The organism is Paenibacillus sp. Negev47 (genome assembly GCF_058313655.1).
Genome location: NZ_CM177754.1, coordinates 5,523,122 through 5,545,848, shown reverse-complemented (window position 1 = coordinate 5,545,848; position 22,727 = coordinate 5,523,122). Strand labels below are relative to the sequence as shown.

At 45.7% G+C, this 22,727-nt stretch carries 19 protein-coding genes; 15 read left to right on the top strand and 4 right to left on the bottom strand.

The window, feature by feature from the left end; translation table 11 throughout:
• Positions 1-257: 257 nt before the first annotated feature.
• From AC4G47_RS25015 to AC4G47_RS24995, 5 genes are all read left to right on the top strand, one after another.
• The gene (locus AC4G47_RS25015) at positions 258-2,066 is read left to right on the top strand and encodes an ABC transporter ATP-binding protein (protein ID WP_491103274.1); all 1,809 of its coding nucleotides are present in this window, start codon (positions 258-260) and stop codon (positions 2,064-2,066) included.
• Positions 2,047-3,885: an ABC transporter ATP-binding protein gene (locus AC4G47_RS25010; protein WP_491103273.1), complete on the top strand. Its 1,839-nt coding sequence runs from the start codon at positions 2,047-2,049 to the stop codon at positions 3,883-3,885. The genes AC4G47_RS25015 and AC4G47_RS25010 overlap by 20 nt, the downstream gene beginning before the upstream one ends.
• 244 nt (positions 3,886-4,129) lie before the next feature.
• Positions 4,130-4,465 carry a hypothetical protein gene (locus AC4G47_RS25005; RefSeq protein ID WP_458125480.1) on the top strand — a complete coding sequence of 112 codons (336 nt, stop codon included), beginning with the start codon at positions 4,130-4,132 and terminating at the stop codon, positions 4,463-4,465.
• Positions 4,466-4,642: 177 nt separating this feature from the next.
• On the top strand, positions 4,643-5,446 hold the full coding sequence (locus AC4G47_RS25000; protein ID WP_491103272.1) for an undecaprenyl-diphosphate phosphatase: 804 nt from the start codon (positions 4,643-4,645) through the stop codon (positions 5,444-5,446).
• 47 nt (positions 5,447-5,493) lie between these two features.
• The gene (locus AC4G47_RS24995) at positions 5,494-5,754 is read left to right on the top strand and encodes a hypothetical protein (RefSeq protein WP_491103271.1); all 261 of its coding nucleotides are present in this window, start codon (positions 5,494-5,496) and stop codon (positions 5,752-5,754) included.
• A gap of 324 nt (positions 5,755-6,078) precedes the next feature.
• Here AC4G47_RS24995 and AC4G47_RS24990 read toward each other — a convergent pair whose 3' ends face one another.
• Positions 6,079-6,828 (bottom strand): TVP38/TMEM64 family protein, encoded by a 750-nt coding sequence (locus AC4G47_RS24990; protein ID WP_491103269.1) that lies wholly within the window; start codon positions 6,826-6,828, stop codon positions 6,079-6,081.
• Between the two features lie 163 nt (positions 6,829-6,991).
• On the opposite strand from AC4G47_RS24990, the gene AC4G47_RS24985 reads away from it, so the two are divergent.
• Both AC4G47_RS24985 and AC4G47_RS24980 read left to right on the top strand, forming a co-directional pair.
• Complete coding sequence (locus AC4G47_RS24985; RefSeq protein WP_491103267.1) at positions 6,992-7,684, top strand: response regulator transcription factor; 693 nt, start codon at positions 6,992-6,994, stop codon at positions 7,682-7,684.
• Positions 7,677-9,020: a HAMP domain-containing sensor histidine kinase gene (locus tag AC4G47_RS24980; protein WP_458125486.1), complete on the top strand. Its 1,344-nt coding sequence runs from the start codon at positions 7,677-7,679 to the stop codon at positions 9,018-9,020. Before AC4G47_RS24985 ends, AC4G47_RS24980 begins: the two co-directional genes overlap by 8 nt.
• 574 nt (positions 9,021-9,594) lie before the next feature.
• On the opposite strand, the gene AC4G47_RS24975 is transcribed toward AC4G47_RS24980, so the two are convergent.
• Positions 9,595-11,202, bottom strand: coding sequence for a bifunctional metallophosphatase/5'-nucleotidase (locus AC4G47_RS24975; protein ID WP_491103265.1), 1,608 nt, complete (start codon positions 11,200-11,202; stop codon positions 9,595-9,597).
• 273 nt (positions 11,203-11,475) lie between these two features.
• Between AC4G47_RS24975 and AC4G47_RS24970 the strand changes: the two genes are divergently transcribed.
• The 5 genes from AC4G47_RS24970 to AC4G47_RS24950 all read left to right on the top strand — a co-directional run bounded on the left by AC4G47_RS24970 (position 11,476) and on the right by AC4G47_RS24950 (position 15,434).
• Positions 11,476-12,462 carry a phosphate/phosphite/phosphonate ABC transporter substrate-binding protein gene (locus AC4G47_RS24970; protein ID WP_458125488.1) on the top strand — a complete coding sequence of 329 codons (987 nt, stop codon included), beginning with the start codon at positions 11,476-11,478 and terminating at the stop codon, positions 12,460-12,462.
• Between the two features lie 178 nt (positions 12,463-12,640).
• Positions 12,641-13,438 carry a phosphonate ABC transporter ATP-binding protein gene (phnC, locus tag AC4G47_RS24965; RefSeq protein ID WP_458125489.1) on the top strand — a complete coding sequence of 266 codons (798 nt, stop codon included), beginning with the start codon at positions 12,641-12,643 and terminating at the stop codon, positions 13,436-13,438.
• Positions 13,435-14,286, top strand: coding sequence for a phosphonate ABC transporter, permease protein PhnE (phnE, locus tag AC4G47_RS24960; RefSeq protein ID WP_458125490.1), 852 nt, complete (start codon positions 13,435-13,437; stop codon positions 14,284-14,286). Before phnC ends, phnE (AC4G47_RS24960) begins: the two co-directional genes overlap by 4 nt.
• Positions 14,283-15,089 (top strand): phosphonate ABC transporter, permease protein PhnE, encoded by an 807-nt coding sequence (gene phnE, locus AC4G47_RS24955; RefSeq protein ID WP_491103262.1) that lies wholly within the window; start codon positions 14,283-14,285, stop codon positions 15,087-15,089. The genes phnE (AC4G47_RS24960) and phnE (AC4G47_RS24955) overlap by 4 nt, the downstream gene beginning before the upstream one ends.
• Before the next feature lie 90 nt (positions 15,090-15,179).
• Positions 15,180-15,434 (top strand): hypothetical protein, encoded by a 255-nt coding sequence (locus tag AC4G47_RS24950; protein WP_491103260.1) that lies wholly within the window; start codon positions 15,180-15,182, stop codon positions 15,432-15,434.
• Positions 15,435-15,531: 97 nt separating this feature from the next.
• Here AC4G47_RS24950 and AC4G47_RS24945 read toward each other — a convergent pair whose 3' ends face one another.
• Both AC4G47_RS24945 and AC4G47_RS24940 read right to left on the bottom strand, forming a co-directional pair.
• Entirely contained in the window at positions 15,532-18,318 is a 2,787-nt protein-coding gene (locus AC4G47_RS24945; protein ID WP_491106789.1) for a DUF5689 domain-containing protein, read from the bottom strand.
• A 222-nt stretch (positions 18,319-18,540) separates the two neighbouring features.
• On the bottom strand, positions 18,541-19,017 hold the full coding sequence (locus AC4G47_RS24940) for an RNA polymerase sigma factor (RefSeq protein ID WP_491103259.1): 477 nt from the start codon (positions 19,015-19,017) through the stop codon (positions 18,541-18,543).
• 210 nt (positions 19,018-19,227) lie between these two features.
• Here AC4G47_RS24940 and AC4G47_RS24935 point away from each other — a divergent pair, with 210 nt between their 5' ends.
• Genes AC4G47_RS24935 through AC4G47_RS24925 form a run of 3 tightly spaced genes read left to right on the top strand, consistent with a single transcriptional unit; the run spans position 19,228 to position 22,558 of the window.
• Positions 19,228-19,941 (top strand): response regulator transcription factor, encoded by a 714-nt coding sequence (locus tag AC4G47_RS24935; RefSeq protein ID WP_145320987.1) that lies wholly within the window; start codon positions 19,228-19,230, stop codon positions 19,939-19,941.
• The gene (locus AC4G47_RS24930; protein ID WP_491103257.1) at positions 19,938-21,404 is read left to right on the top strand and encodes a sensor histidine kinase; all 1,467 of its coding nucleotides are present in this window, start codon (positions 19,938-19,940) and stop codon (positions 21,402-21,404) included. The genes AC4G47_RS24935 and AC4G47_RS24930 overlap by 4 nt, the downstream gene beginning before the upstream one ends.
• A complete protein-coding gene (locus AC4G47_RS24925; protein ID WP_491103256.1) occupies positions 21,401-22,558 on the top strand; it encodes a hypothetical protein in 1,158 nt (385 codons plus the stop codon). Before AC4G47_RS24930 ends, AC4G47_RS24925 begins: the two co-directional genes overlap by 4 nt.
• Positions 22,559-22,727: the final 169 nt, after the last annotated feature.

Below are 22,727 nucleotides of genomic sequence, written 5' to 3'. Positions count from 1 at the left end.
GGTCAGCTATAAGTGCCTAACTAGCGTGTGGAAGGGAGACCTTCCTTTTTTTACTGTCAAAATGTTGACAAGTTTATTGTAAAGGGAAAAGTAGGGTAATAAGAATAGGAGCGGGATTGTAAAATACGCTATAATAACCATATGTGTACATAGAAATGATTAGATATTGGACGAAGTGGAGAAATCAACATGTCTAATGGAGACTCTGAGCTGGAACATGGTATCGGTTTAGGGGGCTCCGAGCCGGAGGAATGCTTATGATCAAGCTGTTGTATCACCTGAAGAAGTACCGAGTTGCCGCAATTGCAGCCTTAGTCATGATGTTAATTGAGCTGACGGTGGAGTTGGCTCAGCCTTACTTGATCTCCAAGATCATTGATAACGGCATTCAACAGGGAGACCTGTCAGTCGTCTGGTTGTGGGGCGGCGTGCTCGTGGGCAGTGCTGTTGTGGCTTTTGCTGCCGGAATTGCAAGTTCGTTCTTTGCATCTCATGCGAGTTTGGGGTTCGGATACGATCTGCGAGAGAAGTTATATGAGAAAGTGCAAACGTTCTCTTATGCCGTATTCAATCGTTTCGCAACGTCGTCTCTGATTACGCGATTAACAGGGGATGTGACCCAGGTACAGGACACCGTCTTCATGAGTCTGCGCTTCATGACGCGTGTACCGCTGGTGGTGATTGGTAGCATGATTATGGCAGTGATCGTGAACCCGAGGTTGGGTCTGCTGCTGGTTGTCATGGTGCCTGTACTGCTCATTGTTGTGGTGTGGATGATCAAAAAGGCAGCGCTGCTGTTCCGCAATGTGCAGCGCAGACTGGATGCCGTCAACGGAGTCATCCAGGAGAATCTGACAGGCATTCGGCTGATCCGTGTCTTCGTACGGATGGGCCATGAGATTGAACGCTTTGCCGGTTTCAGCGGCAAGCTGATGAAAGGCACGATCTCCGCGCTGCGCCTGACGGAGACGACGATGCCGTTCATGCTGCTGATGATGAACGTTTGTATCATCGCCGTGCTATGGTTTGGACGAGTTGACATCGCCTCCGGTAATGCAACTGTGGGTGAAGTGGTTGCCGTTATTAACTATCTGCTTCGCACAATTGGTGCCATGTCTGCGTTGTCATGGATTCTGGTAACCTTCTCCAGAGCAAGCGCTTCGGCGCAACGTCTGAATGAAGTGTTCAATACGGAGGACACGTCGGAGACTGAACAGACGAAGGCGTTATCTGCGTCTGCACCATCTGCTGGATCTGTGAAATCTTCGCATTCTCCGCAATCTTCATACTCAGCGAAGAAACAGCGCGCTGTGCAGGGAGCGGTTGAATTCCGCAGTGTAGGCTTCAGTTATCCGAATAGTGATATTACAGTACTGGATAACATCACATTCACTGCAAAAGCGGGGGAGCGTATTGCCATTATGGGAGCAACAGGCTCAGGCAAATCCTCGCTAGTGCAGCTCATTCCGCGCTTATACACAGAGGATCAAGGAAAGGTACGGATTGATGGTACCGATGCAGCAGAGCTGGATCTGTCCATGCTGCGTGGTTCGATTGGTTATGTGCCGCAGGAGGTCATCCTGTTTACCGGTTCTGTACGGGAGAATATTGCCTGGGGCCGGGAAGATGCGACATTGGAGGAGATCGTGCAAGCCGCGAAGCGTGCGCAGATCCATGAAACCATTGAAAATTTACCAAACGGTTATGATACATTGCTGGGTCAACGGGGAGTTAATCTCTCCGGTGGACAGAAACAGCGACTTTCCATTGCACGAGCACTGGTACGAAGACCAAGAATTCTGATTCTGGACGATAGCACAAGTGCACTGGATGTGGCTACGGAAGGCAGACTGCTGGATGCGCTGGAGGAATTGTCGTGTACTACGTTTATCATCACCCAGAAGATCAGTTCGACGACTTCAGCGGATCTGATTCTGCTGCTCGATGATGGACAACTTATTGGACAGGGAAAACATGAAGACCTGATGGAATCGTCAGAGCTGTATCGTCGAATCCATGAATCACAATACGGGGAGGGTGCACAGCATGTTCAAAGCATTCATTGAGCCTTTCCGTCAGCCACCGCCACCGATTGATCCTGAGACGTTACGGTCAGGTGTTGGCCGCAAACCCAAGGCAAGAGCGAAGAACTGGTCTGGTACGCTAGGTCGGATCTGGACGTATCTGGCACGGCGTAAGGTCAAGCTGTCCATGGTACTGTTGATGGTGTTCGCCAGCTCCGCACTCGCTTTACTTGGTCCCTACATGGTAGGGGTGGCCGTGGATGAGTTCATCGCGGGCGAAGCCGGTTCAAGCTGGACTCGGTTTCTGATTGGATTAACGGCAGTTTATGTCTTATTCTCACTCACATCCTGGCTCCAGAATATATGGATGATTGAAATCGCACAGGAAACTGTCTTCCGCATGCGGTATGACTTGTTCTCCCATCTGCACAAATTGCCGATTCCATTCTTCGGTAAACGCCAGCAGGGGGAAATTATGAGTCGGGTGACCAACGATATCGAGAATGTCAGCGGTACGTTGAACAGTTCGGCGATCCAGATTTTTTCGAGTGTATTAACCCTGCTTGGGACATTTGGCGTTATGCTGTGGCTCAGCCCACTACTGACCCTGCTTACCTTTATCGTTGTGCCTTTGATGGCAATCGGCATGCGCTGGATTACACGCAGAACGGGGCCGCTCTTCAAGGAACGGCAACGCAATCTGGGTGAACTCAACGGTTATATCGAAGAGACGTTATCCGGACAGCGGATCATCAAGGCATTCTCCCAAGAAGAGCGGGTGATTCGCGGTTTTGAGGAACGCAATACCCGCATCCGGATTTCCGGTTTCTGGGCACAGACGATCTCCGGTTTTATCCCGAAACTGATGAATGGATTGAATAACCTGAGCTTTGCGATTGTTGCGGGCATCGGTGGTATTCTGGCGATTCAGGGTTCGGTTACGGTTGGGGTGATTATTATCTTTGTGGAATATGCCCGTCAATTCACACGTCCGCTGAATGATCTGGCGAACCAGTGGAATACGTTATTGTCCGCGATTGCGGGGGCTGAGCGTGTATTCGAGGTATTGGACGAAGATGAGGAAGCGAAGGATGAAGGGGCAGCGGTATCTCTGGATAAGGTAGAGGGAGCTGTTCGTTTTGACAAAGTATCCTTTGGATACGATGAAGGACGTAATATTTTGCACGAAATCAGCTTTGAAGCCAAGCCCGGTGAGATGATTGCGCTTGTCGGTCCGACCGGGGCAGGGAAAACGACGCTAATTCAGTTGTTATCCCGTTTCTATGATCCGACGGGTGGCACGTTAACCGTTGATGGACGGGATATGACCACCATTCGGCGTGAGAATCTGAGATCCCATATGGCATTTGTACTGCAGGATTCTTTTCTGTTTCAAGGTACGATTCGGGAAAATATTCGGTTTGGTCGTCTGGACGCGACGGATGAAGAGGTGGAAGCAGCCTCCCGGCTGGCAAATGCTCACTCCTTCATCGTGCGGATGAAGGACGGGTACGACAAAGTGCTCCAAGCCGACGGAAGCGGCATTAGTCAGGGGCAGAAGCAGCTGCTCGCCATTGCCCGGGCAATTCTGGCCGATCCGTCCATCCTCGTTTTGGATGAGGCAACCAGCAGCATCGATACCGTCACAGAGATCAAAATCCAGGAAGGGCTGCAACGTCTCATGCAAGGCCGCACCAGCTTTGTCATTGCCCACAGGCTCAACACGATCCGCCAGGCTGATCGAATTCTGGTGCTGAAGGATGGTCATCTCCTGGAGCAAGGCTCGCATGATGCCCTGCTGGAACAAGGCGGTTTCTACAGCGAGCTGTATTACAGTCAGCTGCGTAAGAAGGCTCAGTAGTCATTTTGGATAATATGTGACATGTATTAGAAAGCTTGTAGGTATGTAAAAAGAGCAGGGATGAGGGCACGATGCACCTCATTTTTGCTCTTTTTGCATATTTTATTGAAGAAACGTGGGAAATGGAACTGTGATTGTGTGTTAAAATATGGATATATTGGAATAGGTCCGTTTTTGGAAGGTCGCCAGACGTATGTCTTTAGCCAGTCAAGTGATGCATTAAAAGAGAGGAGGGCAATGCAGAATGGAATTCAGATTTGGAAATGGTGCTATTCTTCTACCCCCTGTACACATTACGATTATCGCAATCATTATTCTTTTCTTTCTGGTAAGGTGGAGCAAGCAATTAGAAACAAGGCGTTTTACGGTTTTCTTTTACTTTTTGATTAGTACGTTCATTACTCCAATTTATTCTCAAAGTACAACAAAAGGTGTGTTTGAGCTATGGATCCCTGCAGGGTTTATGGTGGTTTTCTTTTATTTGTTTCGCAGCGAAAGAAATCATCCATCTAAGATGAAAGCAAGTATTTTAGGATTTTCCATAGCGTTATATCAGTTAATCCTTCAATATGTCGGATAACGGGACAGGATAGTTTATCAAGATACATCAATATGATCTGTATATCATTTAAATGAAGTGACAATAATGTCACACTGAAATGAATATTGTTATGCTAATCGATGGGGATATATAGTCATTCACCCTTATACTTGAACTTGTTAAGCGAGTTTATTTTTGTAAAGGGGATATCTTCTAATGAATGATGTAATAAAAGCAATAATACTTGGCATAGTGGAAGGGTTAACTGAATTCTTACCAGTATCGTCTACTGGACATCTTATTTTAGCAGGCAATTTACTTAACTTTGAGGGAGACGCGGCAATAACCTTTAAAATTGTTATACAGTTGGGTGCAGTGATGGCAGTTCTAATTCTTTACTGGAAAAGGTACATGGAGATGGGGTCAAACTTAATTAAAATGGATTTTTCAAAAAGTAAGGGTTTAAACGTAATACATATGATTTTGGCTATGTTACCAGCATTAATCGTATATCTTCTACTAAAGGACACTATAAAAAGCCAATTATTCGGCCCTACACCTGTCTTATTTGGTTTAGTTGCTGGTGGTTTATTAATGATCATCGCAGCACGGAGTAAGAGAACTACCAGCGTTGATACAATTGATATGATTAGTTACAAACAAGCCTTTGGAATTGGCTTATTCCAATGTCTGGCTTTGTGGCCGGGTTTTTCGAGATCGGGTTCGACGATTTCAGGTGGACTTTTGCTCGGTACTAGCCAAAAAGCTGCCGCAGATTTTACGTTCATTATTTCTGTACCTGTTATGTTTGGTGCTACCTTGTTGGACTTATACGATAGCCGCGATTTACTTCGTTTAGACGATTTGTATCTAATGTTAATTGGCTTTATGACTTCCTTCCTTGTGGCTATGATTGCGGTAGTAACGTTTATTAGACTGATCAAGCGACTTCGCTTGGAGTGGTTTGCTCTATACCGTTTTGTATTAGCAGCCCTTTTCTATTTAATCGTCATACTGTAACTGTATTACGGAGAGCTAGATTAGTTAGTACGAATGGAGGGTTTTTAATGAAGAAGGTAATAATAGGTGGAATATTATTGTTTACGGGGTCATTGATATCTTTAGCTATTATACTGGCTGCTGCTTTGTATGTCCCAAGTATTACTGCTTGGAGTGGATCAAAGTTATGGTATGCAATTTTCGGTGCAAAACAGTATGGAAATGAAGTAGTAGAGAGTTTATCTTTGGGTTTCCCGTTCATTGTGGGTGTTATATTGTTTGTTATTGGCTTGATAGTGTTGGTAAGTGAGTATTTTATCAAGGATTAATGACAAGTCAGAGTACAACTCGTTATGCTAACGGGAAACGTTAGTTGAAAAGACATGAGCAGTTTGCAGATTAGCAGGCTACTCATTTTTTGTTGAGCTGTCGGTGACAAAAGTAAGTTTCGTGAATTTGTTCGTTCAGGAAGCAGGCTCAACGTGGTTTTGACGTATTGAAGCATAGTATGTTGGCAGATTTTCTCCACTACATACCACCAAGAAAATTAGAGAGGCTAAGAGGGTTGTCATTACAATTGTTTTTATCACTATATCCCACCTTTTAATTCTAGTGTTTCTAAGAGTACTACCTTCAGATATGAACTAGTTATTTTATTTCGGTTCTTCTCCAAATTTTTTAATTTTGACGGGTTTGGCAGTAGGTCTATTCCCTTTCGTTTTCTCCACTTTTGAAAACAACTTTATCAATTTATCTTTATAGATATATCCGAGAACGAAACCAAAAACAGCGATGACGGATATGATAATTGCGATGCTGTATTGCTGCATATGAATGGTGGACCCCACAGCGGCAGATGCGATGATCCACGGCAGGCGACCAACTATAAGTATCGTGAAGAATCTTAACGAACTCATGGAGGTAAGAGCGGCAACATATACGAGCAGGTCTTTCGGCAATCCGGGAATAACGAAAAAGATAAATAAAAAGGCAGAGAACTTCTTCTCATCATGAATAAAAGACATCCACTTATAATTTTTCTTTTGCAGCAGCCGTGAAATATAAGCGCGGCCGATAAAACGAGTAAAATAAAAAGCAATTCCTGAGCCTAGTATCAAGCCTATTGTAGTATACAAGGACCCCAGTGTAATCCCATAGATATAACCGCCTGCAACCTGTACCACTTCTCCTGGAATAGGCGCAACTACGATCTGAAGAATCTGGAATAAAATAAACATGACCGGACCCCAATGCCCTGTTGAATGAATATATGCTCTGAAATTGTCCATGGACGACATAATTTTAATAAGGGCAGGAGAATAATAGACCAGTAAACCAATGGACAATATGAATATCAGACCTAATAATAGGTTTATCACTGCTTTTTTCGAAGGTTGTGGCATAGCTGACGACTCCCTCCTTTGTATAATGACCTCTACATATTTGTAGTATAAAATGAAATCATTAAGAGTTACCTACATAACTTCTGAAGAATTCTTAAGTCGACTGTATTTGCTGGTAGTTGCTAATAGCGCATATTATACTGCTATTAGACGGAGGGATCAGATGAACAAGCAAATCTTAATTGCTGACGATAACAGTGAGATTCGTGAGATTGTAAGGATTTTGTTAGAGAGCGAGAATTATGATGTGATTGAAGCAATAGATGGTCAAGATGCGATTGATAAAGTGAGTGAAGAGACGGATCTCATTATTTTGGATATGATGATGCCCAATAAATCTGGACTGAAGGCGTGTTTGGAGATTCGTGAAAAAACAAGCGCACCGATCCTGTTTCTTACCGCGAAAACGCAGGATTCTGACAAACAATTGGCATTCTCCTCAGGCAGTGATGACTTTTTGTCCAAGCCTTTTTCCTATACAGAACTCGTTTCGAGAGTGAAGGCTTTACTGCGGAGGTATTATGTTTATCGGGGCAAGGAGAAGACGGAAGAAACGGACCAAATTATCGTTAAGGATCTTACGGTTCACCAGGATGCAAAAACCGTATTTGTTGGGGCGAAGGAAATCGCATTAACTGAAATTGAATACCAGATCTTGCTGCTGCTGGTTAAGAAACGACGTAAGGTGTTTTCGGCTGAAAACATATATGAGAGTGTTTGGGGACAACCCTACATTTATACGTGTAATAACACGGTCATGGTTCATATTCGTAATTTGAGAAGCAAACTGGAAGATGATCCACAGAACCCTAAATATGTGAAAACCGTTTGGGGGAAGGGGTACAAAATTGAATAGATTACTAATGGGAAAAAAGCTGAAGATCAAACTGGTTCTGGCAGTTATAATTTCATTGGTCATTTCTATAAGTGTATTCGTCATTTTACAACTGATTGGCGAGACTGTACTCAATAGTTATTTAAGCAAATCCACTTTTGTGGAAAATAGGCAGCAAGATGCGCTTGATCGATTCGAAGCATTCGTGAATAACCAGAACGTGTCAACCCGTGATCACGAGAAATTGTATGAATGGATCAGTCATGAGCGCTACTTGAATCTGTATATTTTTGCAAAAGACAAGTTGATTTTCTCCTCTAACACAGAGATTGATCCTGCTATTAATGAAGAGCTTCTAACTCAATTCGTGCCTTCGAAAGTACCCATCACCACCATCCATTTTGCGGATCAGGATGCCCAGATCTACTTGGTTGGCTTTTATGAGTATCAATACTACAATCTCATTCTGATTATTGGTGTTTTCATAACAGCTGTTATATTCATTGTTTCCTTTCTACTGATGATTAATAAGAAAACATCTTATATTGGCGTGCTTGAACAAGAGATCAAAATACTTGAAGGTGGAAATTTGGATTATTCAATTACGATATTGGGAAAGGATGAATTGTCTTCTTTGGCCAAAAGTATTGATGAGATGAGGAAATCCTTTGTTGAGCGACTCGGTAGCGAGGAGAGAGTGAGAATGGCTAATCGCGAATTGATCACGGCAATTTCCCATGATTTGCGCACTCCACTCACGATTCTATTGGGTTATATGGACATCATAGAGCTTAACAAATATAAGACGCATGAGGATCTGTTGCAGTATATTCACAATAGCCGGGAGAAGGCCTATCAAATCAAAGCGCTATCGGACAAACTATTCGAATATTTTACGGTATCCTCTGCCGCTGAAGAAGAGGATGTGGAATTTGAAATCTATGAGGGCAGAGCGCTTATCGATCAACTCATTGATGAGCAACTGGTGGTTTTAGACAAAATTGATGTACAGGTCCAGACAGATGCATATCATGAGGAATTTTTACTAGAAATCAATCTGGTCGCCATACGCCGTGTATTCGATAACATTTTTTCGAATATTCGAAAGTATGCTGATCCGACGCATCCCGTTCATATCCAGATTTCCTTGAAGCAACAATGGGTCTATCTTGGGGTCGAGAATAAGATTTTACGTGTGGGCAAAACGGAAGATAGCAACAAAATTGGGCTCGTTAGTTGTCAGAAGATAATACAGCAGCACAACGGGACGTTGACCGTATCGCAACGAAAAGATACTTTTTCACTTCAGGTTACGCTACCTGTCATTTTAAAAAAAACAGTACAGACTTTTGATTGATAAATCCAATAACGTTCTCTTTGAGCACCTAACTTGTCGCAGGGCAAGAACATACACCACCAAAGTCGCTAAGAAGCGGCTTCTTTGTGTCTATAAAGTGTAAACAGCCCATATATTTCAGACACTAATTGGCTTAAGAATTCTTAAGAATTATGAGGCCCCCATCTTAAGAAAATTCGAATAAGCTTATAAATTATAAGTAGTTTCTTGAATCATCAGAAAGGGGAAGGTATTACATTAATGGCCCTATCGATGAGCTTAGCTGTTACTCCAATTATTTAGTAACTCTACTCGTAATTCGCCTGGAATAAATGGCGTTCAGGAGGATACAATTCGCTAAATGCTGTACGTAGCCGAACAAGGACGTCGGCCTAGTATTTTCGATTTGAGGGAGCATGGAGAAATCTGTTATCGCTTTGGGTATCCAGATCTCACTGCTCTTCTGGACCCAAAAGATTTTGAACCGTTGCGAGAGGTTGCCATAAATTTTTGGAAGCATAAGTTTACCAAATGAAAAACTTATGGGTTAAGTCGCAAAGAGCAGATCCTGTGATCAGGATCTGCTCTTACTCATTTAACTGCCGATAACTCTCCAATTATTCGTCTGCTCAACCATCAACGGCTGATGTCTGCGGATGTAATCCTCCACCAGTGTGGCCATATCCGTGGCACCCTCGTGCAGTACCTTTTTGCCCGGATACATCGCATAATCACCGCCCCCAGCAGCACGGTAGCTGTTCATCACAACAGAGTACTTGCCATCCATGTCCATAGGTTTGCCTTCACGTTCCAACTTCATAACTCGACTGCCCACAGGTTGGGAGATATCCAGCTCGTACTCTATGCCAGCCCACATATCGTAATTATAATGCTGAGGTTTTGGCTCCATATAGGCAGGATTCACGGCCACTTCACCAGAAGCATTCACTTCAAAGTAACGAGCCGTTTGTTCCAGCGCTTCCCGGATGTCTTGACCGCTCAGCTCCAGTACAGTAAGCGTATTGGGATAGATGAAGTTGGATAACACGTCCCGAACAGTGATATGGCGTCCGAATCCCCGAGCCTCTTCACTTAGCATGGCGGTATTAGACAGCTCAGCCCCGGTCGCTTCCATCTGCACTTGATGTACAAAGGCAATGAATGGATGTGACTTGAGTCGCAGGGCCGTAGCATTGGTGATGGACAAGTCCCCAGACACCTCCCCAATGGGTTGATCAAGCCAGGCTTGTGCCTTATTCTCTACCTCATCCGTAAATTTCAAGACTGTAGCATCAGGCTCGACTTCACTATACTCATCCAGAAGTAACAACCGAGCCTGCGTATCGGTAATCTGCCACTTCCCACCCGATGATTGTTCCAACTGAACGGATACATGTCCCGCACCGTTACCACTGAATCCCGGCTGGATGACGGTTACCCCATGAATATTAGCGGTAAGCTGACGATGTTGATGTCCGGTAAGCAGCACATCGATGCCTTCGATGTCCCGGCAGATGGCAAAGCCTTGATTTTCTCCAGTTAACCGTTCAGTAGGCTCTCCCGTCTCCAAATCACTCTCAAATCCGCCATGATAACTCACTACCATAACATCTGGTTGTTCATGCTCGCGTATATAGCGAACCCATGTACGAATGGTCTCCAAGGCATCAAGGAACTGTAGGCCCTCAATATTTTTCGGGTGCTCCCAGTTCGGTATGTAATGCGTAGTTGCACCCAACAGGGCGATTTTGACGCCAGAAGATAAGGTTTTGATTAGATATGGAGGACCGAAGGCAGGGACATCTGGATGCTCATCATTCACAATGTTGGCAGACAGCCAAGGGAAGTTGGAAGCTTCAACCGCCCCGCGTAACAGATGCTGACCATAGTTAAACTCATGATTGCCCATCACGGCAGCATCATATCCCAGTTCATTCAGAACGGTTATGAAAGGATGCACTTCGTTTTTGGAAACTTGTGAAGCTGCATAAGAGGCCAAGGGCGATCCTTGCAAAAGATCCCCGTTATCCACCAGGATCAGTTCAGGTGAACGTTCGCGTTCCTTACGAATCAGGGAAGCGAGCAGGGCAAGTCCTGCCGGGCGGTATGCATTGGTATTGTAATGAATGGGCCGGATCGCTCCGTGCAGATCACTGGTGAACAGGATGTCGAAGCTTGCCGTATGAGTGGTTATGGATGTCATTTTACAATCTCCTCTAATATATAAGTTCAGATATATGGAATTACTATAAAACGGAGAAGACAGATTAGCATGAAGAATCGAAATATAAGCAGTTATCTCCGATGTTCTCCCTATATCTTCAACCATAATGAGCCTATTCTAACAGATACAATTCGCGCTGACAGCCTGACAGGAAACTTTACAAAACTCCAAATTCCGTTTCACATCGCGCTAATATTTGGCAACTATAGTAGATAAGTACTGAAAAATAGAAACTCTTTGGAGGGTGTTCGTTTGAAGAAGTCTGCTTTATTTTTACCATTGTTGATTTTGGTTATGTTTCTGAGTGCTTGTGGGTCTAGTAGTACAACTGGTTCGGGTAACGGGGATAATGCGAGTTCTAATGCATCCGGCACGTCTACGACAGAGACAGAGACAGAGAAAGCTGTCGAAGGTTATGTGCCGACTGAACTGACGGTTCAATTCGTACCTTCCCAGAATGCAGACACGCTAGAAGCAAAAGCAAAACCGCTTGAGAAGTTGCTTGGTGACAAACTGGGCATTCCGGTAAAAGTCAGCGTATCCACCGACTACAACACGATTATTGAAGCAATGGCTTCCAACAAAGTGGACGTTGGTTTCTTGCCTCCGACAGCTTATGTACTGGCAAAAGAAAAAGGCGCTGCACAAGTTATTTTGCAAGCACAACGTTTTGGTGTAAATGATGAGACAGGTGCTCCAACGGAAGAGTTGGCGGATTCTTATAAATCCATGTTTATTGTGAAAAAAGATTCTCCGATTCAATCCATCGAAGAACTTAAAGGTAAAAAGGTTGCTTACCAAAACGTAACGTCTTCCGCAGGTTATGTATGGCCAGCAGGTCTGTTGCTCGACAGAGGCATTGATCCATTGAAAGATGTATCACCTGTAACGTTGAAAGGTCATGACCAAGGTGTTATCGCTGTATTGAATGGTGACGTTGACGCAGCAGCTATTTTCCAAGATGCCCGCAATACGGTAGCTAAAGACTATCCGACTGTATTTGAAGATACACGTGTACTGGCGTTCACTGAGCCTATTCCTAACGATACCATCGCCGTTCGTACAGACATGAATGCTGATTGGACTGCGAAGATCAAACAAGCCTTCATCGATATCGGTAAAGATACTGAAGGTCACCAGATCATCAAAGAAATCTATACGCATGAAGGTTATGTAGAGTCCGATGATAGCAAGTTCGAGATCGTTCGTCAGTATGGCGAAAAAGTGAAAGGTGAGTAATTAAGATCCAAAAGTAGTTCGGGATCTGTTCACTTTGTAGTAGCTCTCTTGGATGGGAACAGCTTAATCGTAGCAATGGACAGGCCAGTTCAGCGTGATCTACGCTGCGCTGGCTTGTGCCATTATAGCAAGGACTTAGGTATGTATGATCATTAAGAATGAAAGAAGGATTATTGCCATGATTGAGCTTCATAACGTTACCAAAACTTACGCTAACGGCACCAAGGGCCTGGATAATATTAATCTGAAATTTGAGGAGGGTGAATTCATTGCTGTAGTGGGTCTGTCCGGTGCGGGTAAATCAACCCTCCTGCGCTCCATTAACCGACTGCACGACATTAGTGAGGGCGAGATTCTGATTAACGGAAGCTCCATAACGAAGGCGCAGGGCAAACGGCTGCGCATGATCAGACGTGACATCGGCATGATCTTCCAGAGCTTCAATCTCGTGAAACGATCCAGTGTACTCCGTAATGTACTCGCTGGACGAGTTGGGTACCATTCCACCATGCGTACCATTCTCGGGCGTTTTCCAAAAGAGGATATTGAGCTGGCATTCACTGCGCTAGATCGGGTTAACATCTCCGAGAAAGCCTATTCCCGTGCAGATCAGCTGTCCGGTGGACAACAACAGCGTGTGGCTATTGCTCGTGTACTGGCACAGGAAGCGAAAATCATTCTGGCCGACGAACCGGTTGCTTCACTTGACCCGCTTACAACGAAGCAGGTTATGGATGACCTGAAACGTATTAATCAGGAGCTTGGTATTACGACCATCGTCAACCTTCACTTTATTGATCTGGCCAGAGAGTATGCGACCCGTATTGTCGGATTGCGAGCAGGTGAGGTGGTCTTCGACGGCCCGGTGGAAGAGGCGACGGATGAGCGCTTTGCAGAAATATACGGCAGGCCGATTCTGGCTGACGAATTGCTGGACAAGCATGCTGTGCATGAGCAGGGAGAAGTTGTGGTATGAAGGGGCAGTCCAACGTTCCACTTCAGAATTCAGGCGGAGTGAGGAAGGAACCTGGTTCCAGCCCGGCTCAGGTTGTAAATCGCCCGAAACCGCCTGGGCGTACGAAACATCTGCTCACCTTAGTTATCATTCTGCTTCTTCTGTGGGCCAGTGCGAAGCAGACCGATGCCAGCTTCACGGAGTTGTTTGAAGGTTTTCCTAACATGCTGGACCTGCTGAAGGATATGTTCCCACCCCGGTGGAGTTACTTTGATAATATCGTTCAAGGCATGCTGGAAACGATACGGATGGCCCTGATTGGGACTACCATTGGTGCGATTATTGCCATTCCAGTCTCGATCATCTGTGCCGGTAACTTGATGCCGAGTCGCTGGATCTACTATCCGGCACGCTTTCTGCTGAACCTGATTCGGACCGTGCCGGATCTGCTGCTTGCTGCTTTGTTCGTCGCTGTGTTTGGTCTGGGACCTATTCCCGGAATCCTGGCACTGGCTGTGTTCTCCGTAGGTCTGATTGCGAAGCTGACGTATGAGACGCTGGAAACCATTGATCAGGGGCCGCTGGAAGCGATGACGGCTGTCGGTATGAACCGGATTCAGCTGATTATGTATGGCGTGGTGCCGCAACTGGCTGCCCAGTTCACATCCTATGTGCTGTATGCCTTCGAAATTAATATACGTGCTGCTGCCATTCTGGGATTGGTGGGAGCCGGAGGGATTGGACTCTACTATGAGGCTACACTTGGATTCCTGGAGTATGACAAGACCAGCGTAATCATTCTGTTTACCCTCGTCATCGTTCTGGTCATTGATTATGTAAGTACTAAGCTGCGGGAGAAATTGCTATGATGAAAAATGAAACAAGCCGCATGCGGCCAAAACCACGGAAGAACCCGCTACGCTGGGTTATTGTGTTACTGCTGATCCTTGTGTATGCCTGGGCCCTTGCTGGTGTACCGTTTACTGGTTTCAAGGAAACCGCCGCTCAGATTATGAAGGCTATTGTAGCCGGGATTTTCTCACCGGACTGGGATTTTGTATATCTGCCTGAGGGAGAAGACTTGCTGCGAGGTCTCCTGGACACGTTGGCAATCTCCGTACTAGGTACTGTAATCTCGGCGGTACTCTGTATCCCGTTTGCATTCTGGTCTGCCCGCAATATGAGTGGACATCGTTCCATCTCGGGTGCAGGTAAAATGGTACTCAGTTTCATCCGTACGTTTCCTGAGATTATCATGGCTTTGATGTTCATCAAGGCAGTCGGCCCCGGATCGTTCGCAGGGGTACTCGCCCTCGGATTGCACTCCATCGGCATGTTAGGCAAATTGTACGCCGATGAAGTTGAAAATATTGACTATGGCCCATCTGAGGCGCTGCTTGCCTCCGGAGCCAATCGTATGCAGCAGTTGTGGTTCGCCATCCTGCCGCAGGTTATGCCTGGCTTCCTGAACTATACGTTGTATCGTTTCGAGATTAATGTACGTTCCGCGACCATACTGGGTGTAATCGGAGCAGGGGGGATTGGTACCCCGCTGATCTTTGCACTTAGTACACGGAACTGGCCGCGAGTAGGTATAATCCTGCTGGGTATAATCGTGATGATCACGATCATCGATCTGATCTCGGGTTATATTCGTAAGAAGCTGGTGTAGAGTTAATGTGGAGCTATAAATATATTAGATGATAGAGTAAGAGGAGAGGGCTATTCGGTGCCAGTATATTGGCAGGGATAGTCTTTTTTTGTGTCTGAATTCAGGGATAAGGAAGGTGACCTATGGAATTATTTTATTTTATGGTCTTTCAGAAGTTTAAAAAAACATAACAGAGAAAATATTGGACTCAGTGTAATCCTGATCATTTTCACGGGAAGCGGTTATACGTTTACACAGATGAACTTGATTTTTGTCATTAGTGTCATCGCCGTGGCCGCTTATTCTGCTGTATGGAACAGCATTCTATTTGCAAGAAATGGATATGAGCCGGAACGTTTGAAATGAATGAAAAAAACCGAAACCATGTTGCCCTGTGAATCAAGCAATGTTGGTTTCGGTTTTTTTATATGCTTCGTTAAACGTTAGGCTTCTTTACTGAGACCTAGCTAGCCAAAGGCAACGCTTTGGTCACTTGAACCGTAATTGTCTCGGTGCTGGTTACGCCTGCGGCGTTGATCAGCTCAGCACGGTACGTGTACGTTCCGTTAGCCCGACCCGACAAGTCTGTTGTAGCGCTTTGAGAAGCTGGTGTTGCTGCGTTCAACGCTTGTGTATCAATCAATACATCATTCTCATAGAGACGATATTCGGTTGCGTTCGTACCCCACCAGAGGTTCATGGAAACGTTGTAGTTACCGTCACCATCCCAGTTGTTTTGGGACAACGTAGCTTTGCCTGGAGCGGCATTGGTTACTTGTACCGTCAGCACGTCGCTGCGTGTTGTACCTTTGTCATTGGTCAGCTCGGCTACATAAGTATATGTGCCGTTAGCTTTACCTGTAATGGCGGTTTTGGAGGACTGAGCCGATGGTGAAGCCGCAGTCAACTTCTGCGTATCAATCAGAACGCCATTCTCATACAGTTTGTACTCGGAACCATTTTCGCCCCACCAGAGGTTCATGCTTACGTTATACGAACCTTCGAAGAGGCCGGTTGTATAACCATTATCAGAAGAAAGCACCGGTTTACCCGGTGCTCCTGCAGCTGGAGTGGAAGGCACTTCGCCTCCACCTTGATCTTCAGCAGGTACAAAATCATTCAAACTTCTAGGTTTCAATTGATATACATCTTTGAAAATAGCGGAAATGCCTGTGATACTGATCTTGTCCCCTGCAGCATAAGGGAAGGAAGTATCTGTCACACCTGTACGTGTATCTACACGGATATGTGTGCTCGTTCCGTCTGTTGCTACCGCGTCGAATTCAAATGATCCAACCGGTGAAGCACTGATGATATTCTCGATCGTTACATCCTTCAATTGAACCAGTTGACCCTGGTTCGCATCTGTAATTGCTGTAACTTCGATTGGAGCAGGTACGGAAGCAGTACCTGTTTTCTCAATCGCAACGATATCGGTAAGCTCGAACTCGCTGTTATAGATGGTTGTTGCTGCCGTTACTTTAACCTTGTCACCAGCATGGAAGCCGCTAGTGTGCTGGAACACGTAGATTCCGGCAGTTTCATCTTGAAGATAGAAGGCTTGTCCACCAAATGCACCCGGCTCTGTCGTCACAACACCTTCGATCGTTACGGTAGTGCCAACCGCTTTGGTGCGTGCTTCAGCAACGGTAATAGCTGCTGGAATCGGGCCTTCTTCTTCCGGAAGCTGTTCAGCTGGCACATTGCCCACGGTCACGGCATTGGTGATCAGGTTGCTACCGTTCAGACGCAGACGCAAGCTGGCAGCGCCAGTTGTACCTGGTTTGATGCGGACGTTCAGATCTTTGATCGCGCGACCTTTGCTGTCCGAGGTTACGCTGAATGTGGAGCTATACCCGTACGAAGTCGGCCAAGTGCCACTTTCATTCTGGATCATGGCGACCTGTGTTCCACCAGTCAGATAGATACCGGCACTATAACCGGATACGGTTGTGTTGGGTGGCATGTTTTCCACAACCACACGAACCTGGAAGTCTTCTGCATTTGGAAGAGTATCCTGTTTGACGAAGCTGTAGGCAGCGTTCGCACTGGATGCAGGGCCACCGTAAGAACCAGCTTTGAACGTGGAACGATCGTACCACTTGTATCCGGCAGCAGGTGCGGACCAAGGTTCAGCCTGTGGTTCTGTGGAAGCAGCCGGCTCTTCGAATGGCAACAGCGCTGTAGCTGTGTCCAGTTCAAGTCCGTTCACTTCAGTCAGGCTTGTGTAGTTCTCTTGCGTTGCGAGCCAGTTCACGGTATTTACGAGCAACACCGCATCATCGGCTTCTTTAAAACCGTCATAAGTCGTTTTGCGTGTGCCAGTCTCTTCACGCAAGTATTTTGGTGATGCATCTTCTACTGGAGAGGAGTCGCCGATGAAAGCAGCCTTACCTGCACCCAGCTTGGATACGGCTACGTAAGGACCTTCTTCGATCCCGCCACCGTTGTAGACGCCTTGGTCCACTGCGTTATTCCATTTTGCATTGGTTTTTGGCAGGTACACAATGCCTTTTGCTTTTTCCGGATCGGTGATCGCGAGTGTTGAACCGGCGTGCATGGCTACAGCCGATACGCCTTCTGTGATGCCGAAGGCTTGATCTGCCGGTACGACGATATTAGCGTTGATATCGCCAAGTGCGTTATAGCGGAATCGTACGCCGAAGTTATCGGACAACCAGTCCGTGCTAGTTACATTTTGCATGGCTTCCGAGTTACGCTCATCGGTGCTCATACCTTTGGCCGGATCTTCAAAAGCTCCCCGACGGAAGCCGTTGATGACTTCAGAGCCATCCCAGCGGTTTTTGTTACGGTCGGCATTATAGTGATCTCCAACGAAGAAGATACTGCCGCCAGTTTCAACATATTGTTTCAGTGCTGCCTGTTCGGATGCTTTGAAAGGAATTTGAGGCTCTGCAATAACGAATACGTTATACTCTTTCAGATCATCATAGGTAAATGGTGTCGTCTTGCGAAGTTCTTTGACGTAATAACCATCATTCGCGAGTGCATTACCAAAGTCGGAGAAACCTCCATCAATGACCCAGTCTGCAGCTCCAGCCGTCTGGCCGTGAGAGTTGTCGAACAGTACTTTCTTCCCTGCATTTTGGTTCACAACCTTCGCCTGGATGAACGGTGCCGGGTCTGTCGGCCCTTCCGCATGAACCGATGCATCTCCATTCCATAATCCGATCTGAAGCGGCAAAGCCATGGACAATGCCAGGAGTGATTTTAAAAATACTCCTCGCATACCTGTTAATTTACCCAACCAAATCCCTCCCAAATATTAGTTGATTCATGAGTTCGTCCATATTCTACCACATGAAAATCTCACATAGTCATAACAATGTGTAAAAATTAACTCGATATTTGTAAAATGGGGTCTTTTGACATATCCATAGGTATTTCGGTCTGGCTTCATTTAATTAATCTGCCATCGCATATCGATTTTACGTAAACAAAAAGCCATCTCTTATGAGATGACTTTGGCCCGAATTCGATTGACGGCATGGAAGACAGAGGATTTAATCATACCTTCACTGCGATTTACCAGCTCTGCTGTCTCCTTGATGGAGTATCCGTCGATGAGACGCAGCTCTAATATTTTACGATGTTCGCTGTTGTTAATATGGGAGACAAGATCATGAATGCCTTCATTAATTTCAAGGTGGGGTGTATCGAAGTGATGGGTAGGTACCTCCAGACGACTGTCGCGTCTCAGTGTACGGGTCCGCCTGCGGAAACTGTCCATCGCAAGGTTACGGGCAATGCGTTTGAGATAATAGAGAAGCCGATCTTCAGGGATATCCACGGTAACGTTCATTAGTCGAATGAAACAATCCTGAGCCAGATCTTCTGCGTCTTGCGGTTGTTTGACGATATGGGATAGATACCTTGTGATTTCTGATTTATAGTTGATATAAGCTTCATTAATTCGTGTGCTGTTCATATGATGTGAATCCCCCTTGGATACAGATCAGGCTTGGGTCCGGTCTGGTATGAGTCTCTATCATCCAAGTATATCAGGAGGTTGTTTCCAAACGGTTCAGAGTTGTATCGGAGTTGTAACATTTCGTGCTTCCCTCTATTCAAGCATACGGCTTGGGATACAAAATATAGGCAGATGAAATTCATAGAGCAGGGAGATTACGAGGGTATCATGAGACAAAAAGAAATTTTAATTATTGAGGACGAGGAGTCCATTCGCGATATTTTGTCCTATTCGTTACGTAAAGAAGGATTCGGGATCAAGGAAGCAGCTACGGGTAAAGAGGGGCTGAATCTGCTTCGGGATTCGAAGCCGGATCTGATCCTGCTGGATCTGATGCTGCCAGACATGAGTGGTTTTGATGTGTGCAGACAACTATCTGTGAACTCCAAGATACCCGTCATCATGATCACCGCCAAGTCAGACATGCTGGATAAAGTACTTGGCATGGAACTGGGGGCGGATGACTATATCACGAAGCCGTTTGATATCCGTGAGGTGGTTGCGCGCATTCGGGCTATCTTTCGCCGGATTGATCTCATCAGCGAGACACTGGAGAATCAGTCCTATGAGGTGGTAAGGCTCGGCAAACATATTGAGATCCGCAAGGATGAACGGGAAGTGTGGAAGGACGGGGAACGGGCAGGACTCACAAATAAGGAATATGATCTGTTGTTATTTCTCGTGACCCACCACCGTAAGGTACATACCCGTTCTGAACTGCTGGACAAGGTGTGGGGATTTGATTTTGCAGGGGATACCCGAACCGTGGACATTCATGTACAACGGATTCGCAAGAAATTGGATAGTGGTGTGCAAGGCATTTCGATGATCGAAACCGTATTTGGTGTGGGGTACAAGCTGAATATTCAGGTTCAGACATGAAGTGGACGATCCAGTTCAAAATGGTGGTGCTGTTCTCGGTTATTGTCTTTATCGGATTCTCGGCTCTGCTGATTCTCTCCAATAAGGTAGCTCAAGAGAATATGTACCGGGAAGTGCACGAGGACATGGTGCAATCGAAGAAAAACCTGGATATCGCACTGAATCAGTACTTCCTGATTCAAAATAAACGTATGAGCACAGACTCGCTCGAAGCGGGAAACCGCGAGTTAGCGGAGCAGATTGGTTCAGCCGTTGGCGGGAACATTACGGTGTATCGTCCGGATGCTTCTCCATACGGCTCAGCTGGTAGCGGGGTTAACGTCACTAAGCGAATTGACAACCCTGATGTAAAAGAAGCCATGCAATCCCGCATTGCGTACACCACTGTAGTAGATAACGGCCGAGTCACCGCCAGTCTGTCTTTCCCACTCCAGAGAGATCAACAGCTCATTGGCATTGTGCAATTGGAGAAGGATTACACCGATCTGTACAAGCGTAACCTCCGTTTCCAGAATACGATCAAGCTGTTTGCAGCTGCTATTTTCGTATTTGTGTTTATCGCTTCGATCTTTATTTCCCGGAAAATCACACAACCCATTCGTGTACTCACGAAACGGTCTGCGGAAGTGGCTCAGGGGAGTCTGAATGCAGATATTGAGATTACAACGAAGGATGAGATTGGTGAACTGGCTTCAAGCTTCACTATCATGATTGATCGGGTTCGGGAGCAGATTGATCTGATTGAACGGGAACGGGATGAAGGGAAGCAAGTGCAGGCGCGAAGTAAGGCCTTTTTTGACAATGTGACGCATGAATTGAAGACACCACTAACGACGATTCTGGGATATGCCCAGATTTTGCGGGATAACGGATTTACCGATCAGGACTTCTTTGACAAAGGCATGAATTATATTATCAAAGAAAGCCAGCGTCTCAACACGATGGTTGCGGATATTCTGGAGGTGTCGGTCTCGTCTGCGGTCATTCAGGCGTACCGATTTGAACGTATAGATGTATCGGACATCATTCGCGAAGCTTGTGAGGACATGTCGATTAAGGCAGGCAAGTACAATATAGGCATCCATTATGAGCTGGAAGATTATCTGTATCTTCAGGGAGATCGTGACAAGCTTAAGGAGGTATTCCTCAACGTCTTGGACAACTCGGTCAAATACAGTGATGTGAATTCGATTATTGAAGTACAATCCTTCCGGTTGGCTGATGTCATAGCTATCGTAATTCGTGATCAGGGGGAGGGGATTGGAGAAGATGCACTCCAACATGTATTCGAACCTTTTTACCAGGATAAAGGAATGAACAGAGCCGAGAAAGGAAGTGCTGGACTGGGCTTGTCTATTGTGAAGAACATCGTTGAACGTCACGGAGGAACAGTGGAGATGAAGAGTATCATACGTCAAGGGACACAAGTATATATCAGTCTTCCGGGGGACATGAACGCATGAGACATCCTGGATTTTGGCGTAATAATCGCGACAGGTTGATACTTTCAGGGCTGTTGATCGCATTTGTCGGGGGATTCTTCGGGATTGGCAGCCTGTTCAGTATCGGAAATCTCAAGCCACGAACCGTAATTTTGCCAAGTGAGCAATTCAACAGCCGTCTGGCGCCGCCACCGAGCAGTACAATCCAGATCGAGTCAGCTACCAAGATTCCGAATGATTTTGCTATTTATGACTTTGACGTGGCTGATCGAAATACGCTTGTCGTTAATGGTCCGGAGCTTTCGTATTCTGGCCTGAAACTGTCCCTGCTGTATCTGGATGATAATCATGTCAAAGATATCGGAGGCAATACGGATTATGGGGTTGTGCTGAGTCCAGACCGAAAGAAGCTGATCTACTCCCAATATCGTGCGGGTCAGACACAGAGGACCACGTTCGAGTATGATATCCAGAGTGGAGAACGTCGCAAGCTTGGGAATGATAACTCATATTACAAACAATATGTTGGCAATGACACATACATTGGTCAGGATGATCTCACATTCGGGCAGACGGATCTGAGTACAGGCAAGAGACGTGTGTTATTCACACATAAAGAGTTAATGACCATGGTGACAGGTAAAAGTAAGGCGAATAATCCGAGCGACACGTTCATTATTATGGATGTGTTCGAAGTCAGTCCGGATCGGAAACAGGTATATATATTGGTTATGTTGAAGGACACATTCGCAATCTACCGCGTATCTCTGGATAAGGATCGTGAAGTGAAGGCGTATATGATGATGAATGACATACAGCAATTCAGGCCACTGAAGAATGGGGATATGATCATTCAGGGAGAAGTCGATAATGTACAGGGATTGTATCAATACCGTGCCGAGCAAGATCAGCTCACTCTGCTGGTTAAGGGGACATTCTGGAACTTTGACCTGGATGGAGATGAATCCCGGATCGCTTATGTTCTCTCGATGGAGAATAAGAAGAATGAAATGCATATCGCTTACCTGAATGACGGCAAATTGTCGTCCGATACGGTAATCTACCGCAATATGGATAACTTCATCAAGCTGAAATGGAATGAGGATGAACTATTTGCTGTAGCCAGCACAACGGATAAAAGTGAGATGTACCGCTTTAGTTTCAGAGCTTGGTAAGCCGCGAAAGGTATACGAATATAAGACCTTGGTCTGGATAGAGCTGGCGATAGCTACTTGCGGACAAGGTCTTTTTGTTATGACATTTTACAAGTTGGATACAACTCCGGCCAGCCCGGATACATCTCCACCCTATAATAAAAGGGAATGAGCTACGCGAATCTATACA